At 53.6% G+C, this 19207-nt stretch carries 14 protein-coding genes and 1 other RNA gene; 5 read left to right on the forward strand and 10 right to left on the reverse strand.

Annotated elements, in window-relative coordinates; all coding sequences use genetic code 11:
• Complete coding sequence (gene gltB, locus SC206_RS05215) at positions 1-4473, reverse strand: glutamate synthase large subunit (RefSeq protein WP_332734877.1); 4473 nt, start codon at positions 4471-4473, stop codon at positions 1-3.
• 889 nt (positions 4474-5362) lie between these two features.
• Between gltB and arcB the strand changes: the two genes are divergently transcribed.
• A complete protein-coding gene (gene arcB / locus SC206_RS05220) occupies positions 5363-7708 on the forward strand; it encodes an aerobic respiration two-component sensor histidine kinase ArcB (RefSeq protein WP_332734879.1) in 2346 nt (781 codons plus the stop codon).
• 898 nt (positions 7709-8606) lie between these two features.
• Positions 8607-9338: a monofunctional biosynthetic peptidoglycan transglycosylase gene (gene mtgA / locus SC206_RS05225; RefSeq protein WP_332734880.1), complete on the forward strand. Its 732-nt coding sequence runs from the start codon at positions 8607-8609 to the stop codon at positions 9336-9338.
• A 102-nt stretch (positions 9339-9440) separates the two neighbouring features.
• On the opposite strand, the gene dolP is transcribed toward mtgA, so the two are convergent.
• The 4 genes from dolP to SC206_RS05245 form a co-directional block, all read right to left on the reverse strand.
• Entirely contained in the window at positions 9441-10016 is a 576-nt protein-coding gene (gene dolP, locus SC206_RS05230) for a division/outer membrane stress-associated lipid-binding lipoprotein (protein ID WP_332734882.1), read from the reverse strand.
• 9 nt (positions 10017-10025) lie between these two features.
• On the reverse strand, positions 10026-10616 hold the full coding sequence (diaA, locus tag SC206_RS05235; protein ID WP_026110499.1) for a DnaA initiator-associating protein DiaA: 591 nt from the start codon (positions 10614-10616) through the stop codon (positions 10026-10028).
• 69 nt (positions 10617-10685) lie between these two features.
• Positions 10686-11048 carry a YraN family protein gene (locus SC206_RS05240; RefSeq protein ID WP_332734887.1) on the reverse strand — a complete coding sequence of 121 codons (363 nt, stop codon included), beginning with the start codon at positions 11046-11048 and terminating at the stop codon, positions 10686-10688.
• A 42-nt stretch (positions 11049-11090) separates the two neighbouring features.
• Complete coding sequence (locus tag SC206_RS05245; protein ID WP_332734889.1) at positions 11091-13148, reverse strand: penicillin-binding protein activator; 2058 nt, start codon at positions 13146-13148, stop codon at positions 11091-11093.
• A gap of 62 nt (positions 13149-13210) precedes the next feature.
• Here SC206_RS05245 and rsmI point away from each other — a divergent pair, with 62 nt between their 5' ends.
• Together rsmI and rnpB are read left to right on the forward strand one after the other, a co-directional pair.
• Positions 13211-14104, forward strand: coding sequence for a 16S rRNA (cytidine(1402)-2'-O)-methyltransferase (rsmI, locus tag SC206_RS05250; RefSeq protein WP_332734891.1), 894 nt, complete (start codon positions 13211-13213; stop codon positions 14102-14104).
• A gap of 74 nt (positions 14105-14178) precedes the next feature.
• Positions 14179-14557, forward strand: an RNA gene (rnpB, locus tag SC206_RS05255) — RNase P RNA component class A.
• Positions 14558-14841: 284 nt separating this feature from the next.
• Here the strand turns inward: rnpB and SC206_RS05260 are convergent.
• Positions 14842-15546, reverse strand: a complete 705-nt coding sequence (locus SC206_RS05260; RefSeq protein WP_332734892.1) for a pirin family protein — start codon at positions 15544-15546, stop codon at positions 14842-14844.
• Positions 15547-15655: 109 nt separating this feature from the next.
• On the opposite strand from SC206_RS05260, the gene SC206_RS05265 reads away from it, so the two are divergent.
• Complete coding sequence (locus SC206_RS05265; RefSeq protein ID WP_332734893.1) at positions 15656-16552, forward strand: LysR family transcriptional regulator; 897 nt, start codon at positions 15656-15658, stop codon at positions 16550-16552.
• Between the two features lie 48 nt (positions 16553-16600).
• On the opposite strand, the gene SC206_RS05270 is transcribed toward SC206_RS05265, so the two are convergent.
• From SC206_RS05270 to SC206_RS05285, 4 genes are all read right to left on the reverse strand, one after another.
• Entirely contained in the window at positions 16601-17587 is a 987-nt protein-coding gene (locus tag SC206_RS05270; RefSeq protein ID WP_332734894.1) for a glutathione S-transferase family protein, read from the reverse strand.
• A 169-nt stretch (positions 17588-17756) separates the two neighbouring features.
• A complete protein-coding gene (locus SC206_RS05275; RefSeq protein WP_332734895.1) occupies positions 17757-18149 on the reverse strand; it encodes a DoxX family protein in 393 nt (130 codons plus the stop codon).
• A 349-nt stretch (positions 18150-18498) separates the two neighbouring features.
• On the reverse strand, positions 18499-18801 hold the full coding sequence (locus SC206_RS05280; RefSeq protein WP_332734896.1) for a YqjK-like family protein: 303 nt from the start codon (positions 18799-18801) through the stop codon (positions 18499-18501).
• Positions 18794-19207 (reverse strand): phage holin family protein, encoded by a 414-nt coding sequence (locus SC206_RS05285; protein ID WP_332734897.1) that lies wholly within the window; start codon positions 19205-19207, stop codon positions 18794-18796. Before SC206_RS05285 ends, SC206_RS05280 begins: the two co-directional genes overlap by 8 nt.

Here is a 19207-nt window from a genome sequence, read left to right on the forward strand (position 1 = left end):
TTACTGCGCTTGTACCCGCAGCTCGGCTGCGGAACGACTACGGTGACCCAACAATGCTTTAACATCACTGGACTTCGGTTTAACCAGGGCAAATTTAGGCGCCCACAAAGGCCAGTTCGCCAAAATCTCTTCACCACGGGTCGACGCGGTCAACTGTACGTGTTCGGTAATCAATCCACGCAGATGCTCTTCATGAATCGCTAAATCTGCCACCTCGAGCACTTCGACCAGCTCAGGGTTGACGCGCTTGCGGAACTCGCCGTCTTCGTCGAGCACGTAGGCGAAACCGCCGGTCATGCCTGCGCCGAAGTTGACGCCGGTGCGACCCAGAACACAAACGATGCCGCCGGTCATGTATTCACAGCCGTTGTCGCCGATGCCTTCAACCACGGTGATAGCCCCAGAGTTACGCACCGCGAAACGCTCGCCCGCACGGCCCGCAGCAAACATCTTGCCGCCGGTTGCGCCGTAGAGGCAGGTGTTGCCTGCGATCACGGCTTCGTGGCTGCGATATGCCGAACCGATTGGCGGACGAATCGCAATTCGGCCACCGGCCATTCCTTTACCGACGTAGTCGTTGGCATCGCCGGTCAGCATCAAGTCGACGCCGCCTGCGTTCCACACGCCGAAGCTCTGGCCTGCGGTGCCGTTAAAGTTGATACGCACCGGATCGGCTGACATGCCCTGATCGCCATGCTTCTCGGCAATCGCACCCGACAACAGCGCGCCGACGGAGCGGTCGGTGTTGCGGATATCGAAGTAAAACGCCTTGCTCTGCTTCGATTCGATATGTGGCGCGGCCTGCTCCAGAATATCTTTGTTCAGCTGACCCTTATCGAACGACGGGTTGCTCTCGGTGCAGTAAACGGCTTTGCCCGGATGTGGCGTAGCAGTAACCAGCAGCGGAGAGAGATCCAGCTTGTTCTGTTTCGCCGTGAAACCGTCGAGCTCGACCAGCAGATCGGTTCTGCCAATCAGGTCGGTCAACTGACGAATACCCAACTCGGCCATGATCTCGCGCGTTTCCTGCGTGATGAACTTGAAGTAGTTGGTCACGCGCTCCGGCAAACCGTGGTAGTGGTTGCGACGCAGCTTTTCGTCTTGGGTTGCAACACCGGTTGCGCAGTTGTTCAGGTGGCAAATACGCAGGTATTTACAACCCAGCGCGACCATTGGACCCGTACCGAAACCAAAGCTTTCCGCACCCAGAATCGCGGCTTTAATAATGTCGACGCCGGTTTTCAGACCGCCATCCACCTGCAGACGAATCTTGTGACGCAGGCCGTTGGCAACCAGCGCCTGCTGTGTTTCAACCAGACCCAATTCCCACGGGCTGCCGGCGTATTTCACGGAGGTCAGCGGGCTTGCGCCGGTGCCGCCGTCGTAGCCGGAAATGGTGATCAGGTCGGCATAGGCTTTCGCCACGCCGGTTGCGATGGTGCCAACGCCCGGTTCGGAGACCAGCTTGACGGAAATCATCGCCTTCGGATTCACCTGTTTCAGGTCGAAAATCAGCTGCGCCAAGTCTTCGATTGAATAGATGTCGTGGTGCGGCGGAGGTGAAATCAGCGTCACGCCCGGCACGGAATAACGCAGCTTGGCGATGTACGGCGTCACTTTGTCACCCGGCAGCTGGCCGCCTTCGCCCGGTTTTGCACCTTGCGCGACTTTAATCTGAATAACGTCGGCGTTGACCAGATACGCTGGCGTCACGCCAAAGCGGCCAGAAGCAACCTGCTTGATACGCGACACTTTATTGGTGCCGTAACGCGCAGGATCTTCACCGCCTTCGCCGGAGTTCGAACGTCCGCCGATGCTGTTCATCGCTTCGGCCAGAGATTCGTGTGCCTCCGGGCTCAATGCGCCGATAGACATCGCCGCCGAGTCGAAACGGGTAAACAGGCCTTCGGCTGGCTCAACCTGATCGACAGGAATTGGCTCGCCGTTCGGGGTGATTTTCAGCATGTCGCGCAGCATGGAAGCAGGGCGCTCGTTCACCAGTTTGGCGTACTTCTGGTAATCGGCATAATCGCCGCTGTTCACTGCCGCCTGAAGGGTTTGCACCACATCAGGGTTGTAGGCGTGATATTCGCCGTCGTGCATGTATTTCAGCAGGCCGCCGTTGTCCAGCGTCTTGCGTTTCAGCCAGGCGCGTTTGGACAGGTTTTGCAGATCCTGCTGGAAGTCGCTGTAGCTTGCGCCACCAATGCGGCTCACCACGCCCGGGAAGCAGACGTTGCTCAACGTTTTATGCAAACCGACGGCTTCGAACAAGCGGGCGCAGCGGTAAGAGGCAATAGTCGAGATGCCCATTTTGGACATGATCTTGTACAGGCCTTTGTTGATGCCGTTACGGTAGTTCAGCATCACTTCGCGGTAATCTTTGTCGATGACGCGCGCGTCGACCAGTTTGGCCAGCGTTTCGTAGGCCAGATACGGGTAAACGGCGGTTGCACCGAAGCCCAGCAGCACGGCAAAGTGGTGCGGGTCGCGGGCGCTGGCGGTTTCAACGATGATGTTGGCGTCGCAACGCAGGCTCTTCTCGACCAGACGATATTGCAGCGCTCCGACCGCCATTGGCGCAGGCAGCGGCAAACGGTTTGGCGCGATATTGCGGTCAGACAGCACCAGCAACACGGCGCCTTCACGCACTTTGCGCTCGCCTTCGTCACACAGCTGCTGAACGAACTGCTCCATATCCATCTCGGACGGATCGAAAGTCAGGTCCAGCGTCTCGGCGCGATAGTGCTTGCTGTCGAGCGTGGTCAGCTGGGTAAAGTCGGAGTAGAGCAAAATCGGCGATTTAAAGCTCAGACGGTGTGCCTGACCTTCGGCTTCACAGAACACGTTCATTTCACGGCCAATGCTGGTCGCCAGTGACATCACGTGGGCTTCGCGCAGCGGATCGATTGGCGGGTTGGTGACCTGCGCAAACTGCTGGCGGAAGTAGTCATAAATGATGCGCGGACGGCTGGAAAGCACGGCAAACGGGGTATCGTCGCCCATTGAACCGACCGCCTCCTGACCGTTTTCACCCAGCACGCGGATGATCTGATCCAGCTCTTCGCTGCTGTAGCCAAACTGCTTCTGATAGGTTTCGAGCAGCGTGTCATCGAGCTCGCGCTGTCCAACCTGATCGGCCGGCAAGTCTTCGAACGGCACCAGACGCTGAACGTTTTTCTCCATCCACTCTCTGTAAGGGTGGCGGCTTTTCAGATCGTTATCCGTTTCGCCAGAGTGGTGAATCTTGCCGCTGCGGGTGTCGATAACCATCAGCTCGCCCGGACCGACGCGGCCTTTTTCGACCACTTCATCAGGCTGGTAATCCCAGATCCCGACTTCGGACGCGCAGGTGATCAGCTTGTCTTTGGTAATGACGTAGCGCGCAGGGCGCAGGCCGTTACGGTCAAGGTTACAGGCAGCGTAACGACCATCGGACATGACGATGCCCGCCGGGCCGTCCCACGGCTCCATGTGCATGGAGTTAAAGTCGAAGAACGAACGCAGGTCCTGATCCATGTCCGGGTTCTGCTGCCAGGCCGGTGGTACCAGCAAACGCATGGCGCGCAGCAGGTCCATACCGCCCGCCAGGAACAGCTCGAGCATGTTGTCCAGCGAGCTGGAGTCGGAACCGGTTTCGTTCACAAACGGTGAAGCATCCTGCAGATCGGGGATCAGCGGGGTCTTGAATTTGTAGGCACGTGCGCGCGCCCACTGGCGGTTACCGGTGATGGTGTTGATTTCACCGTTGTGCGCCAGATAGCGGAACGGCTGCGCCAGCGGCCAGCGTGGCACGGTGTTGGTAGAGAAGCGCTGGTGGAACAGGCAAATGGCCGATTCCAGACGCAGGTCTGCCAGATCCAGATAAAAACGTGGCAAATCTATCGGCATACACAGGCCTTTATAGATGTTTACCGCGTTGGAGAAGCTACAGACGTAGAACTCTTTATCCGGGTTTTCACACTCGCTGATGCGTTTTTCAATGCGGCGGCGCGCCATATACAGGCGGCGCTCCATATCACGCGGACGCCAACCGGCAGGCGCGTTGATAAAAATCTGTTCGATGCGCGGCATGGAGGAGAGCGCAATCTCACCGAGAACGTCAGGATTGGTCGGAACTTCACGCCAGCCGACAACGGACAGCGTTTCGTTCAGGATCTCCTCTTCGATGATGCGGCGGCTTTCAGCGGCCAGCTGTTCATCTTTATTGAGGAAAATCATGCCTACCGCATAGTTTTTCGCCAGGCGCCAGTTGCGCTCTTCAGCGACCATACGGAAGAAACGGTCAGGTTTTTGCAACGACAGACCGCAACCGTCGCCCGTCTTGCCGTCAGCAAGAATGGCACCACGGTGTTGCATACGCGCCAATCCGTGAATGGCCGTACGAACAACTTTATGGCTAGGTTCGCCTTCAATATGGGCTATCAGGCCAAAACCACAGTTGTCCTTCTCATGGGATGCATCATACAACATAACGGGAACCTCCCCAGGCTCTGCGAGACTCTCACACCTACTGCGAGGAGGCGATTCACGAGGATTCAGCATTTGACGCACTCTTATGGTGCGATTGTTGGCTGACATCCTCCGTCGGTCGCCCCTCTCGTGACGGTTCTCACAAGTGGAAAATGACTTGTTTTAATGAGGGAGTCTTCAATTACTGCATAAATATGACGAGTTGTTCGCTCATCGATTTTTAACTGATAAAGAGTGCTTCCAGCGGACTTCCAACTTAGCGAGAAAGCGGATGTAGGTCAAATATCCATTGGCTCACTGTCATAAAGGGCATTTTTCTATTTAATTTACTGATAAATATAATAAAAATGCTTTTTTAGAAGCCATATTAACTGTGTGGAGCACTGTGTGAAGTGTGAGCTGTCTCACTGTACCGTAAGCTCAATAACTGTGCACCGTGCTAGGGAGAGGGGGTTTGCCAGCGTTTTATGCTGGGAAAATCGGCGGAGGGATGCTTTATTACTGTTTTTAATCATCCCGTAATAATGTGCTAATAGAGGCCGGATAATAAGAAATATTCATAGTGTAAGGAATGACTTTATTTGCAGTAATACTGAATAGTTATTCTTTCTATTTGGGGTGGCGGATAAGTATTGCTAATAAGGAAGAGAGAAAAGTCTTTACAGGCTTGGCCTTGGCGATTCAAGGCGGGGCGCTATTTATAATCCGCCGTCTGTTATTAGTCAATAAACACCATTTAAGTGCGCGACGGCAGAGATTGCCCCATTACTGCGCGCGGGCGAAAAATTGCCGCGTAAAAGCTCATCCGTAGCGGAATTGCGGTATCATTTCGCTCTACTTTATTCCAAACAGATTTGGCGTATCGACGAATTCTTTTCAAGGAAAGGCTATGAAGCAAATCAGATTACTTGCCCAGTACTACGTTGACCTGATGGTTAAACTCGGGCTGGTGCGTTTCTCGCTGTTGCTGGCTTCGGCGCTGGTGGTGCTGGCGATGATCGTGCAGATGGCCGTGACCATGCTGCTGCGCGGGCAGGTAGAGAGTATCGACGTGGTAAGGTCGATATTTTTCGGTCTGATTATCACCCCTTGGGCGGTCTATTTCCTGTCAGTGGTGGTCGAGCAGTTGGAGGAGTCGCGCCAGCGCCTGACACGGCTGGTCGACAAACTTGAAGAGATGCGTCATCGCGATTTAACCTTGAACGAGCAGCTGACCGAAAATATTTCCCAACTTAATCAGGAAATTACCGATCGTATTAAAGCTGAAGAGGCGCGTCTGGCGGTGGTCGACAAGCTGAAACTCGAGATGCATCATCGCGAACAGGCGCAAATCGAGCTGAGCCAGCAGTCTGCGCTGCTGCGTTCCTTCCTCGATGCGTCACCCGATCTGGTCTATTACCGTAATGAAGACAAAGAGTTTTCAGGCTGCAACCGCGCCATGGAGCTGCTGACCGGCCTAAGCGAAAAACAGCTCATTGGCCTGACGCCAAATGACGTCTACTCCCCCGATATTGCAGAGAAAGTCATCGAAACCGATGAAAAAGTCTTCCGCCACAACGTTGCATTAACTTACGAGCAGTGGCTGGTTTATCCCGACGGTCGCAAAGCCTGCTTCGAGCTGCGCAAAGTACCTTTCTACGACAGAATCGGTAAACGCCACGGGCTGATGGGTTTTGGCCGCGATATTACCGAGCGTAAGCGCTATCAGGACGCGCTCGAGAATGCTAGCCGTGAGAAGACCACCTTTATTTCAACGATCAGCCACGAGCTGCGTACGCCGCTTAATGGCATTGTGGGCCTGAGCCGTATTCTGCTCGATACCGATTTAAACGACGAACAGCATAATTATCTCAAGACCATTCACGTCAGCGCCATTACCTTGGGCAATATCTTCAACGACATCATCGAGATGGACAAACTCGAGCGTCGCAAGGTGCAGCTCGACAACAATCCGCTGAATTTCACCGATTTCCTCTCCGAGCTTGAGAATCTGACCGGCCTGCTGGTGCAGCCGAAAGGGTTGAAATTCGTGATGCAGCCTGACATTCCGCTGCCGCACACCATCATTACCGACGGCACGCGCCTGCGCCAAATTCTGTGGAATCTGATTGGCAACGCCGTGAAATTTACCCATAAGGGCGAAATCGTGGTGCGCGTTCATCACGACGAGGGCGATCGTCTATGCTTCGAAGTGCAGGATTCCGGCATGGGAATTCCGCAGGACGAGCAGGATAAAATCTTCGCCATGTATTATCAGGTGAAGGATCAGAACGGCGGTAAACCGGCGACCGGTACCGGCATCGGGTTGGCCGTGTCGAAACGGCTGGCGCAAAGCATGGGCGGCGACATTCTGGTGAGCAGCGAGCTGGGCAAAGGGTCCTGTTTCACCCTGACCGTGGCGGCACCGTCGCTGGACGAGCCTGAAAAAGAGCTCGACGAAGACGAAATCATGCCGCTGCCCGCGCTGAATATTCTGCTGGTGGAAGATATCGAGCTTAACGTGATTGTCGCCCGTTCGGTGCTGGAGAAGCTGGGCAGCAGCGTTGAGGTGGCGATGACCGGCCACGAGGCGTTGGAGATGTTTGACCCTTACGAGTTTGATCTGGTGCTGCTGGATATTCAGCTGCCGGATATGACGGGGCTGGATGTCGCGCGTATTCTGCGTGAGAAATATGCGGGGCAAGATTTACCGCCGCTGGTGGCATTGACCGCCAACGTGCTGAAAGACAAGAAAGAGTACCTGGAAGCGGGCATCGACGATGTCCTGAGCAAACCGCTCTCTGTTCCGGCGCTTACCGCGATGATCCAGCAGTATTGGGATCGCCCGCCGGTGCAGGAGCCTTCATCAGAGGAAGCCAAGCCAATGAAAACCAATGAAGCGCTGCTCGATATTCCGATGCTTGAGCAATATATGGAGCTGGTCGGATCCGGCCTTATCCATCAAAGCGCCGACATGTTCGAGCAAATGATGCCGGGTTATCTCGAGGTGCTGGACTCAAACATGACTGCCCGTGACCAGCACGGCATTGCCGAAGAGGCGCATAAAATTAAAGGTGCGGCGGGGTCGGTCGGACTTAAACATCTGCAACAGCTAGCACAGCAGATTCAGACGCCCTCGCTGCCAGCGTGGTGGGACAACGTGCAGGATTGGGTCGACGAGTTAAAACTGGAATGGCGTAATGACGTGCAGACGTTGCGAGACTGGACCAAAGAAGCAGAATCTGGAAAAAAATAACCCCAGCCGAGGCCGGGGTGCGCGAATACTGCGCCAACACCAGGGAAAAAGGTAACCCGCGTATTGTTCTACTAAGGGTTTCGTTCGCAGGTCTTGGTTAATTAGATTTACAAGTGTAATACAACTTTCAAGACTCAACATAACAAATATCAACGAACCTGTTACGAGAATCATTAAAAACTGTGATGTAGATTAATCTTTGTCTATACAAAAGTTCAAGCGTTAATATTAGTTAATTTTTAATAAGGCTAGCAGAGTGCATTGGCGGGCTACCCTAAGAGAGGTAGAAGAAAGGCGCTTCCTGAAGTTCAGGACGCTTTCTTCGCCCGCTTTCGCTGATAAAACAGGCTGAAAAAGCATAATGTATCGCCAGTGTTAATATGCAAAGTATTGTAATGACTGAATTATTAAGTAAACCGGTTGCTGAATCGGGTCAACCGGCTTTGAGCAGAGAAAAATTCAACGACCGTGAAATAATTTCACTTTAGTCAAGTGGGTGGGATTGGTTCCATTTTGATTGATTCGCTTGGTCAAAACGAGAATAAATAGCAAAGCGGTGAAGAGAGACCCTGAAGCGATGTTTATCTAATCCGCATTATTTGCTAAACCAGTACGTGCCAATATATAAGAAACGTAAATGTTTTTGCTGGCAAAATGAGCTTTAGATTTTAAACTTTTAGTTAACAAATGCATAACATTAGAGTGAGCAAAAATCTGTTGAAAATGAACGAGCTTGTTAAAGCGCTCGGCGCAGGATCGATAATTTAGGCCATTATTTGTTCGATCTTCGGAGATGATAGCCACATTGTTAGCAGTCGAAAGGCATTATTTGCTAGCGCCATAAATGGGGTTATTGTGGGTATTGATAAGTCGACCGGATGTGTCAGGGATTGTATTAATGAGCAAATCTTCAAAAAAGTCGCCTTTTTATCGGCCAATTCAGTGGCTAAAGCGCGGCGTAATATCGTTATTAGGCATATGGTTAGCAGGCATTGTAATCTTTGCATTTCTGCCGGTGCCTTTCTCTGCCGTGATGGTTGAAAGGCAGATCACCGCGTGGGCCACGGGCAATTTTGGCTACGTGTCACACTCCGATTGGGTGCCGATGAATGAAATTTCATCGCCTATGGCGCTAGCAGTGATGGCAGCAGAGGATCAAAAATTCCCGGAACACTGGGGATTCGACGTTGGTGCCATTCAGTCGGCGCTGTCAAATAATGAAAAAGAGGACGCGCGGATCCGCGGTGCCTCAACGCTTTCTCAGCAAACGGCCAAAAATCTGTTCTTGTGGGACGGCCGCAGCTGGGTGCGAAAAGGGCTGGAGGCGGGCCTGACGGTCGGCATTGAAACGGTGTGGACCAAGCGCCGCATTCTTACCGTCTATTTAAATATCGTGGAGTTTGGCGACGGCGTCTTTGGCGTTGAAGAGGCCGCGCAGCACTTTTTCCATAAACCGGCGAGCCGTTTAACCGCCTCGCAGGCCGCGTTGCTGGCCGCCGTGCTGCCCAATCCGCACCAGTTTAAGGTTAACGCGCCGTCGGCCTACGTGCTTCGTCGTCAGCAGTGGATCCTAAGACAGATGAGCCAGCTGGGCGGCGAGAGTTTCCTTACGGCCCACAAGCTGCATTGATAGTCAGCCCGATCGGCAGTAAATCAAAAAAAGAAAGGACAGCCGAGGCTGTCCTTTTTGCTTTTCTTCTAGCGCGTTCAAAATGTTACGGCACGTCGGTCATTATTTTACGTAGCTAAACGCCGTGGTGACGTGCTTGACGCCGCTGACGCCCGCCGCAATTTTAGCAGCCGACTGGCCTTCTTCCTGAGTGACGAGACCCAGCAGGAAGACTTCGCCGTTTTCGGTAGTGACCTTAACGTTGGAAGATTTCACCTGATCGCTGGTCAACAGCTGTGAACGAACCTTGGTGGTTATCCAGGTATCCATCGAGGCGGTGCCGAGACTGATTGGCGAGCCGGTGCGGATTTCGTTGTAAACATCCGTCGCGCCGTCGACTTTCAGGGCAATCTGCTTCGCCGTCACTGCCATATCTGGCGTTGGAGCCTGACCGGTCAGCAACACTCTACCCGAATAGGCCGTGGAGACGATTCGCGCCTTGTCTTTCAGATCCTTGTTACCCTTGATGGCGTTGGCAACGCGCGCCTCCAGTGTGGTGTCATCAACCTGCGTTCCCACGGTGCGAGGGTCGGTTCCGGTCTTCGTTGCCACGCCGGCAACACCGACAACCGCGGCGGCCACACAACCTTGTAGCAAGAGGGCGCTAAGCACTACAGCAAAGAGGTAGTTTGCCTTCATTGGTTCTCCTTAATCGTCCTGGTGTGGAAATAGCGTGTTATCTATCAAGTCACAGAGGCAATTAACGGTGAGCATGTGCATTTCCTGAATGCGGGCGCTGCGATGAGAAGGAATACGAATCTCAACGTCATGCGTGCCCAGCAATCCTGCCAGCTCGCCGCCGTCATAACCGGTAAGGGCGACAATGGTCATATCCCGTGTCACTGCTGCCTCTACCGCCTTGACGATATCACGACTGTTACCACGCGTCGAAATCGCCAGTAATACGTCGCCAGCCTGACCTAACGCCCGGACCTGCTTGGCATAAATCTCTTCATGCAGGCGATCGTTGGCGATAGCAGTCAAAACCACGTTATCTGCAGAGAGTGAGATTGCAGGAAGGCTCGGACGTTCAGTCTCGAAGCGATTTATCAGACAAGCGGCAAAATGCTGAGCGTTTGCAGCCGAGGTTCCGTTCCCACAGCAAAGGATCTTGTTGCCGTTCAGCAGCGATTGGACCAGCGTCATCGCGGCTCGTGATATCGCATCAGGCAGAGCTTCTGCTGCGGCTATCTGAGTTTGGATACTTTCGGTAAAGCAGGCTTTGATTCTTTCCAGCACGTTGTTTTCTCGTCAGTCAAATGTGTGGCACGCAGGGTAAATTTCGCCGCGTGTCCGTCAGTCTTGAAACTATTCTTGCGCATTGAAGGCATCTGGCAACCATTCTAGCTGGCTACCCGTGATGGCTAAAACATCAAAACGGCAAGCTGATGTGTCAAGGCTCGCATTGTGTTGCGCAAGCCAGAAGGCGGCCGCGCGTAACAAACGCTGCCGTTTGGAATGCGTGACGCTGGCCGCCGCGCCACCAAAATTGGCGTTGCGACGGTAGCGGACTTCGACAAACACCCAGGTGTTTTGGTCGCGCATGATCAGGTCGATTTCACCGGCGCGACAGCCGACGTTGGCGGCGACAAATGTTAACCCCGCGCGCTCGAGGTAGCGGCGGGCGAGGCTTTCATAATTTGCGCCGACTGTGCGGCTGTCTGCTTTCATGGCGTTTACGTCCCTGTGAGTCCATCACATCCAGTTAAAGGATTATGAGGATACCGGAACGAGGCTGCCCTGACGGTATTGTAACCAAGGTAGCTGGCGATGTATCACACAATTGCTGTTTGCAGACAGATTACCGGTGGTTCCTGACAGCTGGAAGCCCGGCACCTGACGGATTTGCGTAAAGTGATTGGCCAGATTATAGGCATCGATACCCATCGCATACAGACGCACCAGCGAATAATCGTTTCTAAACTGGCTGCTGGCCTGCTGCATCAGCGCAGGATTGGTGCCCGCCAACAGCGGAATATCGCTGAACTGCAAGCCTTCCATTTCCAGACGATAATCCGGACCCGCACCCGCCTGATAGCTGCGCGAGCTGGCATAGATTGACGGTTTCACTCGCGTATTGATAGACAAATCAATCATCGGCTTCATCAGCGCCATTTCGTCCTGCGTGGCGACAATATAAATCGCATCGACGTTGCCCCCGCTTTCGGCAGACGCGCCCGTGACCTGTGCATCGGTTGGTGGCGAAGGAATGGTGATGCCGCCGATTGTCACACCCGCAGGCTGCGCCGCCGGGGCCGTATTGACTGGCGTGCCGGTGAGACGCAAACCACCGCCGCGACTCACCTGAGCTTTCAGGTCAGCGTAAGATCCCATGCTTTGTTTCAACACGGTTTGGCCGCCTTCTTTTTGCCATTCATCGGCGAAAGCTTGCGCAACGCGATCGCCTAAATCACCGCGCGGCACCATCAACAGCGGCATCTGCTTTTGCTGGGCGCGGATATGGCGCGCAGCGTCACGCGCTTCATCTTCTGGTGACAGCGCGAAATAGCAGATATTCGGGCTATTTGGCGTGGCGTTTTGCGGCTGGTTAAGCGCCAGTACGTTAAGCGAAGTTTGCTCGGTAGAGAGCGCGGTGACCTGATCTTTCAGCAGCGGACCCACAACCACCGTCGCGCCATCCTGCTGCGCCTGCGCCAGCAACGCCGGGATCGGCTGGCTGCTGGTATCGTAAACTTTTATCTGCACGTTAGCGGGAGCGGGAGTTGAGGCCGCAACCGCTGGCGTTGCAGATGCAGCAGGTGTAGCAGGCGAAGAAGTCGATGCAGCATTGGCATCCTGCGTCGGCGCTGAAGGACTCACAGCGGCGTTAGGATCAACAGGCGCGGTGCTAGTCGCAGAAGCCGTTTGCGGGGCGGCGACGGGCTGTGCTGGCGTCGGCGCATTCGCCTGACCGTTGGCTGCGGCGTTAAAACCCTGCTGGATAGCATTGCCGTAAACCTGCGCCGCGCCGCTCATTGGCAACAGCAGCGCGACTTTCTCAATCGAACCCGGTTTGAAATTGATCACGTTATTCAGCGCGGTCGGCAACGTTTTGGACGCTGGATTATAAGGATAACGCTGTTGCCAATCCTGAATCGCGGCTTTCAACCGGTCAGGATCCTGCTTGCTGCTCTGCCACAGGTTTAGCAAATCAAGCCAGCCCTGCAATACGTTTTCGTTGGCGTTAATCGCGATGCCGCCGACCTGCTGTGGCGTCAGCTGGGTCAGTGCAAGCCAGGTGGCGTCGAGATTATCCTGATGCGCCTTGCCCTGTAGCAGCGGCTCCTGCGCAATATAGGCGCGCAGCAGCGGCAGGCTGGCCTTGCCCTGACTGGCGGTAATCAGCGCCTGATAGTAACGGGATTTCTGTTCCGCCGAGAAGTTTTCGGCATCCAGCTTGCTCAACGCGGTATTGGCCGCCGGATAGTTTTTCTGCGCCACCAGCAGTTCGCTATTCAGCAACTGCTGTTCCATAAACTGACTGTTGTTCAGCCCTTGTTGCGGCAATTGGCCCAGCTGCGTGGCGGCTTCGGAAACGCGGTTTTCACGTAACAGGGCATGAATCGCAAGTAATTGCCAGTTAGCCTTGTTATCATCACTGCTCTGCTGCGCCTGTTTCAAATAGTAGTCGGCGCTGCCGGTGCCCGCATCCTGTACGCTCTCTTTCGGCGACTGCGGAGCCTGGCTCGAACAGCTGGCAAGTAACATCGCCACGATAATTGCAGGGATCAAACGCCCCGTGCGGGTACGAAAAGTAGTTGAGGAAGGCATGCTGTTTCCAGTGATGTTTTTTTCAAGATGCTCAATATTAAATCGGCAATCCGGATGAAACAATGAATCAACACGATCAAGCAGATATTTCTGCATCAACGCTTTACGTGGTACCGACGCCAATCGGCAATTTGGGAGACATCACGCAGCGCGCCCTGGCCGTTTTGAGCCGTGTCGATTTGATTGCCGCCGAGGACACACGCCACACCGGATTGCTGCTTCAGCACTTTGCCATCAGCGCCAAAATGTATCCTTTGCACGACCATAACGAGCAGCAAAAAGCCGAACATCTTTTGACAAAACTTCAAGAAGGTCAAAGCATTGCGCTGGTTTCAGATGCTGGAACGCCGCTGATCAACGACCCCGGATATCATCTGGTACGTCGCTGTCGCGAAGCCGGGATCCGCGTCGTTCCCTTGCCGGGTGCCTGTGCCGCTATCACCGCCCTGAGCGCCGCCGGACTGCCTTCCGATCGCTTCACTTACGAAGGTTTTTTACCGGCTAAAACTAAATCGCGAAAAGATACCCTTCAGGCGCTGATTGAAGAGCCGCGCACGATGATTTTCTATGAATCTACCCATCGCCTGCTCGAAAGCCTGCAAGATATGGTCACCGTTTGGGGACCCGATCGCTACGTGGTGCTGGCGCGCGAAATCACCAAAACGTGGGAATCGATTACCGGCAAGCCGGTGGGCGAGCTGCTGGCGTGGGTAAAAGAGGACGAAACGCGTAAGCGCGGCGAGATGGTATTGATTGTCGAAGGGCACACCCACGACAGCGAAGCCTTGCCTGCCGAGGCGCTGCGTACTTTTGCGCTGTTACAGAAAGAGCTGCCTTTGAAGAAGGCGGCGGCGCTGGCGGCGGAAATCCACGGCGTGAAGAAAAACGCGTTGTATCGCTATGCGCTGGATCAGCAAGGCGATGAAAGCCAAGAAGAAAGTGACGAAGACGAGTAAGGTTTGCGCGATGCTACGGCGTTAAGTGACATCTACCCTATACATCGGCGCCTGAACCCCCTATAATTCGCGCCGGAGTTGACCAGACAGTCGCCGCTTCGTTGCCGTCCCTTTCGGGGGAGACAGATGGAGGGGAGGAAAGTCCGGGCTCCATAGGGCAGGGTGCCAGGTAACGCCTGGGAGGCGCGAGCCTACGACAAGTGCAACAGAGAGCAAACCGCCGATGGCCCGCGCAAGTGGGATCAGGTAAGGGTGAAAGGGTGCGGTAAGAGCGCACCGCGCGGCTGGCAACAGTCCGTGGCATGGTAAACTCCACCCGGAGCAAGGCCAAATAGGGGTTCACATGGTACGGCCCGTACTGAACCCGGGTAGGCTGCTTGAGCCAGTGAGCGATTGCTGGCCTAGAGGAATGACTGTCCACGACAGAACCCGGCTTAACGGTCAACTCCAACTCATTCCGCAACAAACCCCGCTTCGGCGGGGTTTGTTGTTTCTGGCGCATGGAAAAGAGGAATGACTGTCCACGACGCTTTTTATAAGGGCAGCGGCTTGACGGTCAACGCCAACTCATTGCGCAACAAACCTCGCTTCGGCGGGGTTTTTTGTTTTCAGACGCATGGAAAAGAGGAATGACTGTCCACGACGCTCTTTATAAGGGCGGCGGCTTGACGGTCAACGCCAACTCATTCCGCACAAAACCTCGCTTCGGCGGGGTTTTTTGTTTCTGAAAGACTTAACTAAACAGGCAAATCGATGAGCAGCGCTTGCAACGGCGAACAGGCTTTTACGGTCAACGTGTTTTCCTGATGGATAAAGGCGCCATCGCCACACACCAGCTGTTGTTCAACGTGCGTTTCACCGCCCTTAACGTGGGCCTGACCATGGACTGACTGCAAATAGGCGCGCGGTCCGTGAATGGTAAACTCAAGCTGCTCGCCCGCCGCAAGATTTATATGATGGATCCACACCTGCTGACGAAGTTGCAGACTGCCACCGTCGCCATCGGGCGAGGCCAGCAAACATTGAGTTTCGTCACCAATAACGACTTTCTGAAGCAGCGGGTTTTCCTGGGTGGGGCAAGCATCGAGCCACAGCTGCATTCTCGTCAGTGGTTCAGTTTGGCTAACATTATGCTCACTGTAGCTCACATTGGGCTGGGTAGAGAGTAGCGCCGCTTCGCCCGTGTTAACCAGCACGCTGTGGCCTTCGCTGTCGCGATATTCGGCTTCACCCTGCAACACGAGGTTAAGCACGTCGACGCGAGGATAAGTGCGGGGCTGTAAGCTTGCGCCGGGGGCTAAAATCTCCTGATTTAACACCCGTAGCGAGGCGTAACCCATTAATGTTGGGTCGAAATAGTGCCCAAAGGAAAAGGTATAACGCGCTTTGAGCCAACCAAAGTCGGCTTTTCCGCATTCTTCTGCTGTTCTGCTTTTAATCATGGCCGTGGCTCAGTCAAAATAATCGATAGATTAATGGTAAGCGTCTAGACGCACGATTGTTAGCCAGTTAATCTGGTCGCTATATTCAAATTTCCTGACAGAGAAAAAAATGGCCAAGGACCGAGCGCTAACTCTTGAAGCATTGAGAGTTATGGATGCGATTGATCGGCGCGGAAGCTTTGCCGCTGCGGCGGATGAACTGGGGCGCGTGCCTTCGGCGTTAAGTTACACCATGCAAAAGCTCGAGGAAGAACTCGACGTGGTGCTTTTCGATCGCTCAGGACATCGCACAAAATTCACCAATGTCGGACGTATGCTGCTCGAACGCGGCCGTGTTCTTCTTGAAGCCGCAGATAAACTGACCGTTGACGCCGAAGCTCTGGCGCGAGGTTGGGAAACGCACATTACTATCGTTTGTGAAGCATTGGCTCCGGCTGCGCAGCTGTTTCCGCTAATCGACAAGCTGGCGCTCAAAGCCAACACGCAGGTTTCGTTGATTACCGAAGTGTTGGCCGGCGCGTGGGAAAGATTAGAAAACGGCCGCGCCGATATCGTTATCGCGCCCGATATGCATTTTCGTTCGTCATCCGAAATCAACAGCCGCAAGCTCTATAGAATAATGAGCGTGTACGTTGCCGCGCCGGAGCATCCGATTCATCTTGAAGCCGAACCACTTTCTGAGGTGAGTCGCGTGAAATACCGCGGGATTGCCGTCGCCGATACGGCACGTGAACGTCCGGTTTTGACCGTGCAACTTCTTGATAAGCAACAACGTTTAACGGTGAGCAGCCTGCAGGAAAAACGTCAGGCGCTGATCGCTGGTTTGGGTGTCGCGACGATGCCTTACCCAATGGTAGAGCAGGATATCGCCGAAGGTCGTTTGCGGGTAGTGAGTGCCGAATACAATCGCGAAGCCGATATTATTATGGCGTGGCGTCGCGACAGTATGGGTGAAGCGAAAGCCTGGTTTCTGCGCGAAATCCCTAAACTGTTTCATTCGCGCTAGGTCAGCAAAACGACTCCTCCACCAAAATGCGCGAGGAGTCGATTTTACTCAGCCAAATCGCGTGTCGCGGCCGTGAGGCGAATCCAAATCCTGCGCGGGCCCGATCGAAATAATGCCGTAAGGATTAATCGTCGCGTGACTGCGGTAATAGTGATTACGGATGTGTGCCAAATCGACCGTTTCCGAAATTCCCTCTAACTGATAGATATCTCTCAAGAAACCGTACAGATTGGGATAATCGCTGATGCGATGTCTGTCGCATTTGAAATGCGTCACGTAAACCGGATCAAAACGAACCAGCGTCGTCCAAAGGCGTAAATCGGCCTCTGTTAACGTATTTCCCGTCAGATAACGGCGTTTTTCCAGAATAGTTTCAACCTTATCCAACGCGGCAAACACGCCGTTAACGGCCTCATCGTAAGCTTCCTGCGTGGTCGCAAAACCGGATTTATAGACGCCATTATTAATTTCTGGATAAATCCATTCATTAAGCGCGTCGATTTCCGTGCGTAACGTTTTCGGATAAAAATCACCGGCTCTTGCCCCAACGGCATCAAATGCGCTATTGAAAATGCGCATGATGTCAGCCGATTCATTACTGACAATCGTTTGCTGCTTTTTGTCCCACAGGATAGGCACGGTGACACGGCCGGTATAATCATCTTGCGCGCGCAGATAAATTTCATAGGCAAAATCATGATGATAAAGCGTGTCGCCCGTCGCGCCCGGAAAATCAGTAGCGAAGGTCCAGCCATTTTCCAACATCAGCGGATGCACTACGGAAACGGAAATCAGATGCTCAAGACCCTTCAACGAGCGCATGATCAGCGTGCGATGCGCCCACGGGCAGGCGAGTGAAACATACAGATGATAGCGATCTTTCTCGGCGGTAAAACCCCCCACGCCGTGCGGACCGGGCTCACCGTCGGGCGTTATCCAGTTGCGGAACTGTGATTCGGAACGCTTAAAACGTCCGCCGGTAGACTTGGTGTCGTACCACGTGTCCTGCCACTTACCTTCAACCAGTTGTCCCATGATGAATTTCCTTTTTGTCCCGCGCCAAACTCCGGCGGGTAAGACATTGAATGTAATAAAAGAAAAGGGCGACGTGATTAATCACCTCGCCCTTACTGTTTTATCGATGATTCACTGCATTAAGTATAGCGCGTCATCGTGGTCATCGAAGTTGGGTAAGAACGTCGGCTTACCAGTTCTTTTTCAACAAACGGTCGATGCTGAAAGCGCCCGGGCCTGAAGCAAACAGCACCAGGAAACCGCCTGCGATTGACAGGTTTTTCATAAACATCATCTGGTTAACGGCAACGCTGAAATCAACGTGGAAGATAACCGCCGTCAAGATAGTGAAGATGGCGGTAATCAGCGCCGTGGTGCGCGTCAGGAAACCAAACAGAATCGCCAGACCGCCGCCGAACTCCAGCAAAATAGTTAATGGCAGGAAGAAGCCTGGCACACCCGCAGAAGCCATGTAACCGGCCGTCGCGGTGTAAGCATGCATTTTGCCCCAGCCTGCAACGATGAAAAGAATTGGCATCAGAATACGGGCTACTAGCAAGGCTGCGTCATGGACTTTGTTCATTTTCTTTGACTCCGATAAGAAAGCACCAAAAAATTTGGCTTTATATTTATGTTTTGATTTTGGATGCATCGGGCCTGTATCCCCCGTCACAGCCTTGTCTCTGTTGATGGAGCTGATAATAGGGGGAAATTTCACAGTTTGTTAGCAAGTAAAACTGTCGTAATTCATCAAAAAAACTGAATTACGCACAAAAGGGTAAGAAAGGTCATGGGAAGAGGTTTTAAGGCAGGGGTTTTGCGATGAAATTATTCGCGGCGGATAGCCTTTACGCTATTCGCCGTGAAGGGGAAAATGTACAAGAGATGGGTCGAACAGAAACGGGAATGGATTAAAAGAACGCGTTTGGGAATTAGTTTTTGCTTAAGGTCTTACGGAACAGGCGAACCGTCCCCCAAATGCTGAAAGCGCGTTTTGACCAGCGGATAAGGCGGCTCGGATGGCGAATGCTGTAAACGGCAACCGCGCTCGAAGCGACGACCAAATACTTACGCATATCAACAACCTTGAGCCACGTTTGATCCAGCTTGGTGGTCGAGGTCAGCCATTCCTGTTTCGCGACCACAAGATCGGCGCGTTCGCGCTCGATCTTGCGGAGTAAACGGACTTTTTCGATAACCGGAGAAGGCTTAGGCGCTTTCGAATGATTACTCATCGTGATCAACATCCTTATCCAACAAGGCTCGGTCAATCTTCAGCTGGCGGCGCGAGGCACTCAACAAGGTTGAACGTCTAGCTTTACCCAGCGTCCAGGCACCCAAAATAACCGCCAATAGCAGAAGCACCGCTGTGGTGGTCGCCATGGCTGTCAAACGATAGGCCGGATCGATAGCGAAAAATAGCACGACCAACAGGCTCATTAATCCGAAAGCCGTAAAAATCAGCGTGATGCAAGCCATCAGTAACAGCTGGAAAAGATTAGCTTTTTCTTCTTCCAGCTCGACGACTACTAATCTTAAACGGGTTTCAACCATCCCCACCATAATGGTGACGATGCGTTGTGCGCTGTCGATAATGCCTCTTCCTGGCCCGTGTGCGGGAGTTCTCGGAGTCTCAGCCAT

Origin of the sequence: Rouxiella sp. T17, from assembly GCF_036663475.1 — a bacterium.
Classification (GTDB): Bacteria; Pseudomonadota; Gammaproteobacteria; order Enterobacterales; family Enterobacteriaceae; genus Rouxiella.

Bases quoted from the DNA above. Each gene is read 5' to 3' on its own strand.
- gltB (WP_332734877.1), bottom strand. From the start codon at position 4,473: ATGTTGTATGATGCATCCCATGAGAAGGACAACTGTGGTTTTGGCCTG.
- arcB (WP_332734879.1), top strand. From the start codon at position 5,363: ATGAAGCAAATCAGATTACTTGCCCAGTACTACGTTGACCTGATGGTT.
- mtgA (WP_332734880.1), top strand. From the start codon at position 8,607: ATGAGCAAATCTTCAAAAAAGTCGCCTTTTTATCGGCCAATTCAGTGG.
- dolP (WP_332734882.1), bottom strand. From the start codon at position 10,016: ATGAAGGCAAACTACCTCTTTGCTGTAGTGCTTAGCGCCCTCTTGCTA.
- SC206_RS05240 (WP_332734887.1), bottom strand. From the start codon at position 11,048: ATGAAAGCAGACAGCCGCACAGTCGGCGCAAATTATGAAAGCCTCGCC.
- SC206_RS05245 (WP_332734889.1), bottom strand. From the start codon at position 13,148: ATGCCTTCCTCAACTACTTTTCGTACCCGCACGGGGCGTTTGATCCCT.
- rsmI (WP_332734891.1), top strand. From the start codon at position 13,211: ATGAATCAACACGATCAAGCAGATATTTCTGCATCAACGCTTTACGTG.
- SC206_RS05260 (WP_332734892.1), bottom strand. From the start codon at position 15,546: ATGATTAAAAGCAGAACAGCAGAAGAATGCGGAAAAGCCGACTTTGGT.
- SC206_RS05265 (WP_332734893.1), top strand. From the start codon at position 15,656: ATGGCCAAGGACCGAGCGCTAACTCTTGAAGCATTGAGAGTTATGGAT.
- SC206_RS05270 (WP_332734894.1), bottom strand. From the start codon at position 17,587: ATGGGACAACTGGTTGAAGGTAAGTGGCAGGACACGTGGTACGACACC.
- SC206_RS05275 (WP_332734895.1), bottom strand. From the start codon at position 18,149: ATGAACAAAGTCCATGACGCAGCCTTGCTAGTAGCCCGTATTCTGATG.
- SC206_RS05280 (WP_332734896.1), bottom strand. From the start codon at position 18,801: ATGAGTAATCATTCGAAAGCGCCTAAGCCTTCTCCGGTTATCGAAAAA.
- SC206_RS05285 (WP_332734897.1), bottom strand. From the start codon at position 19,207: ATGGCTGAGACTCCGAGAACTCCCGCACACGGGCCAGGAAGAGGCATT.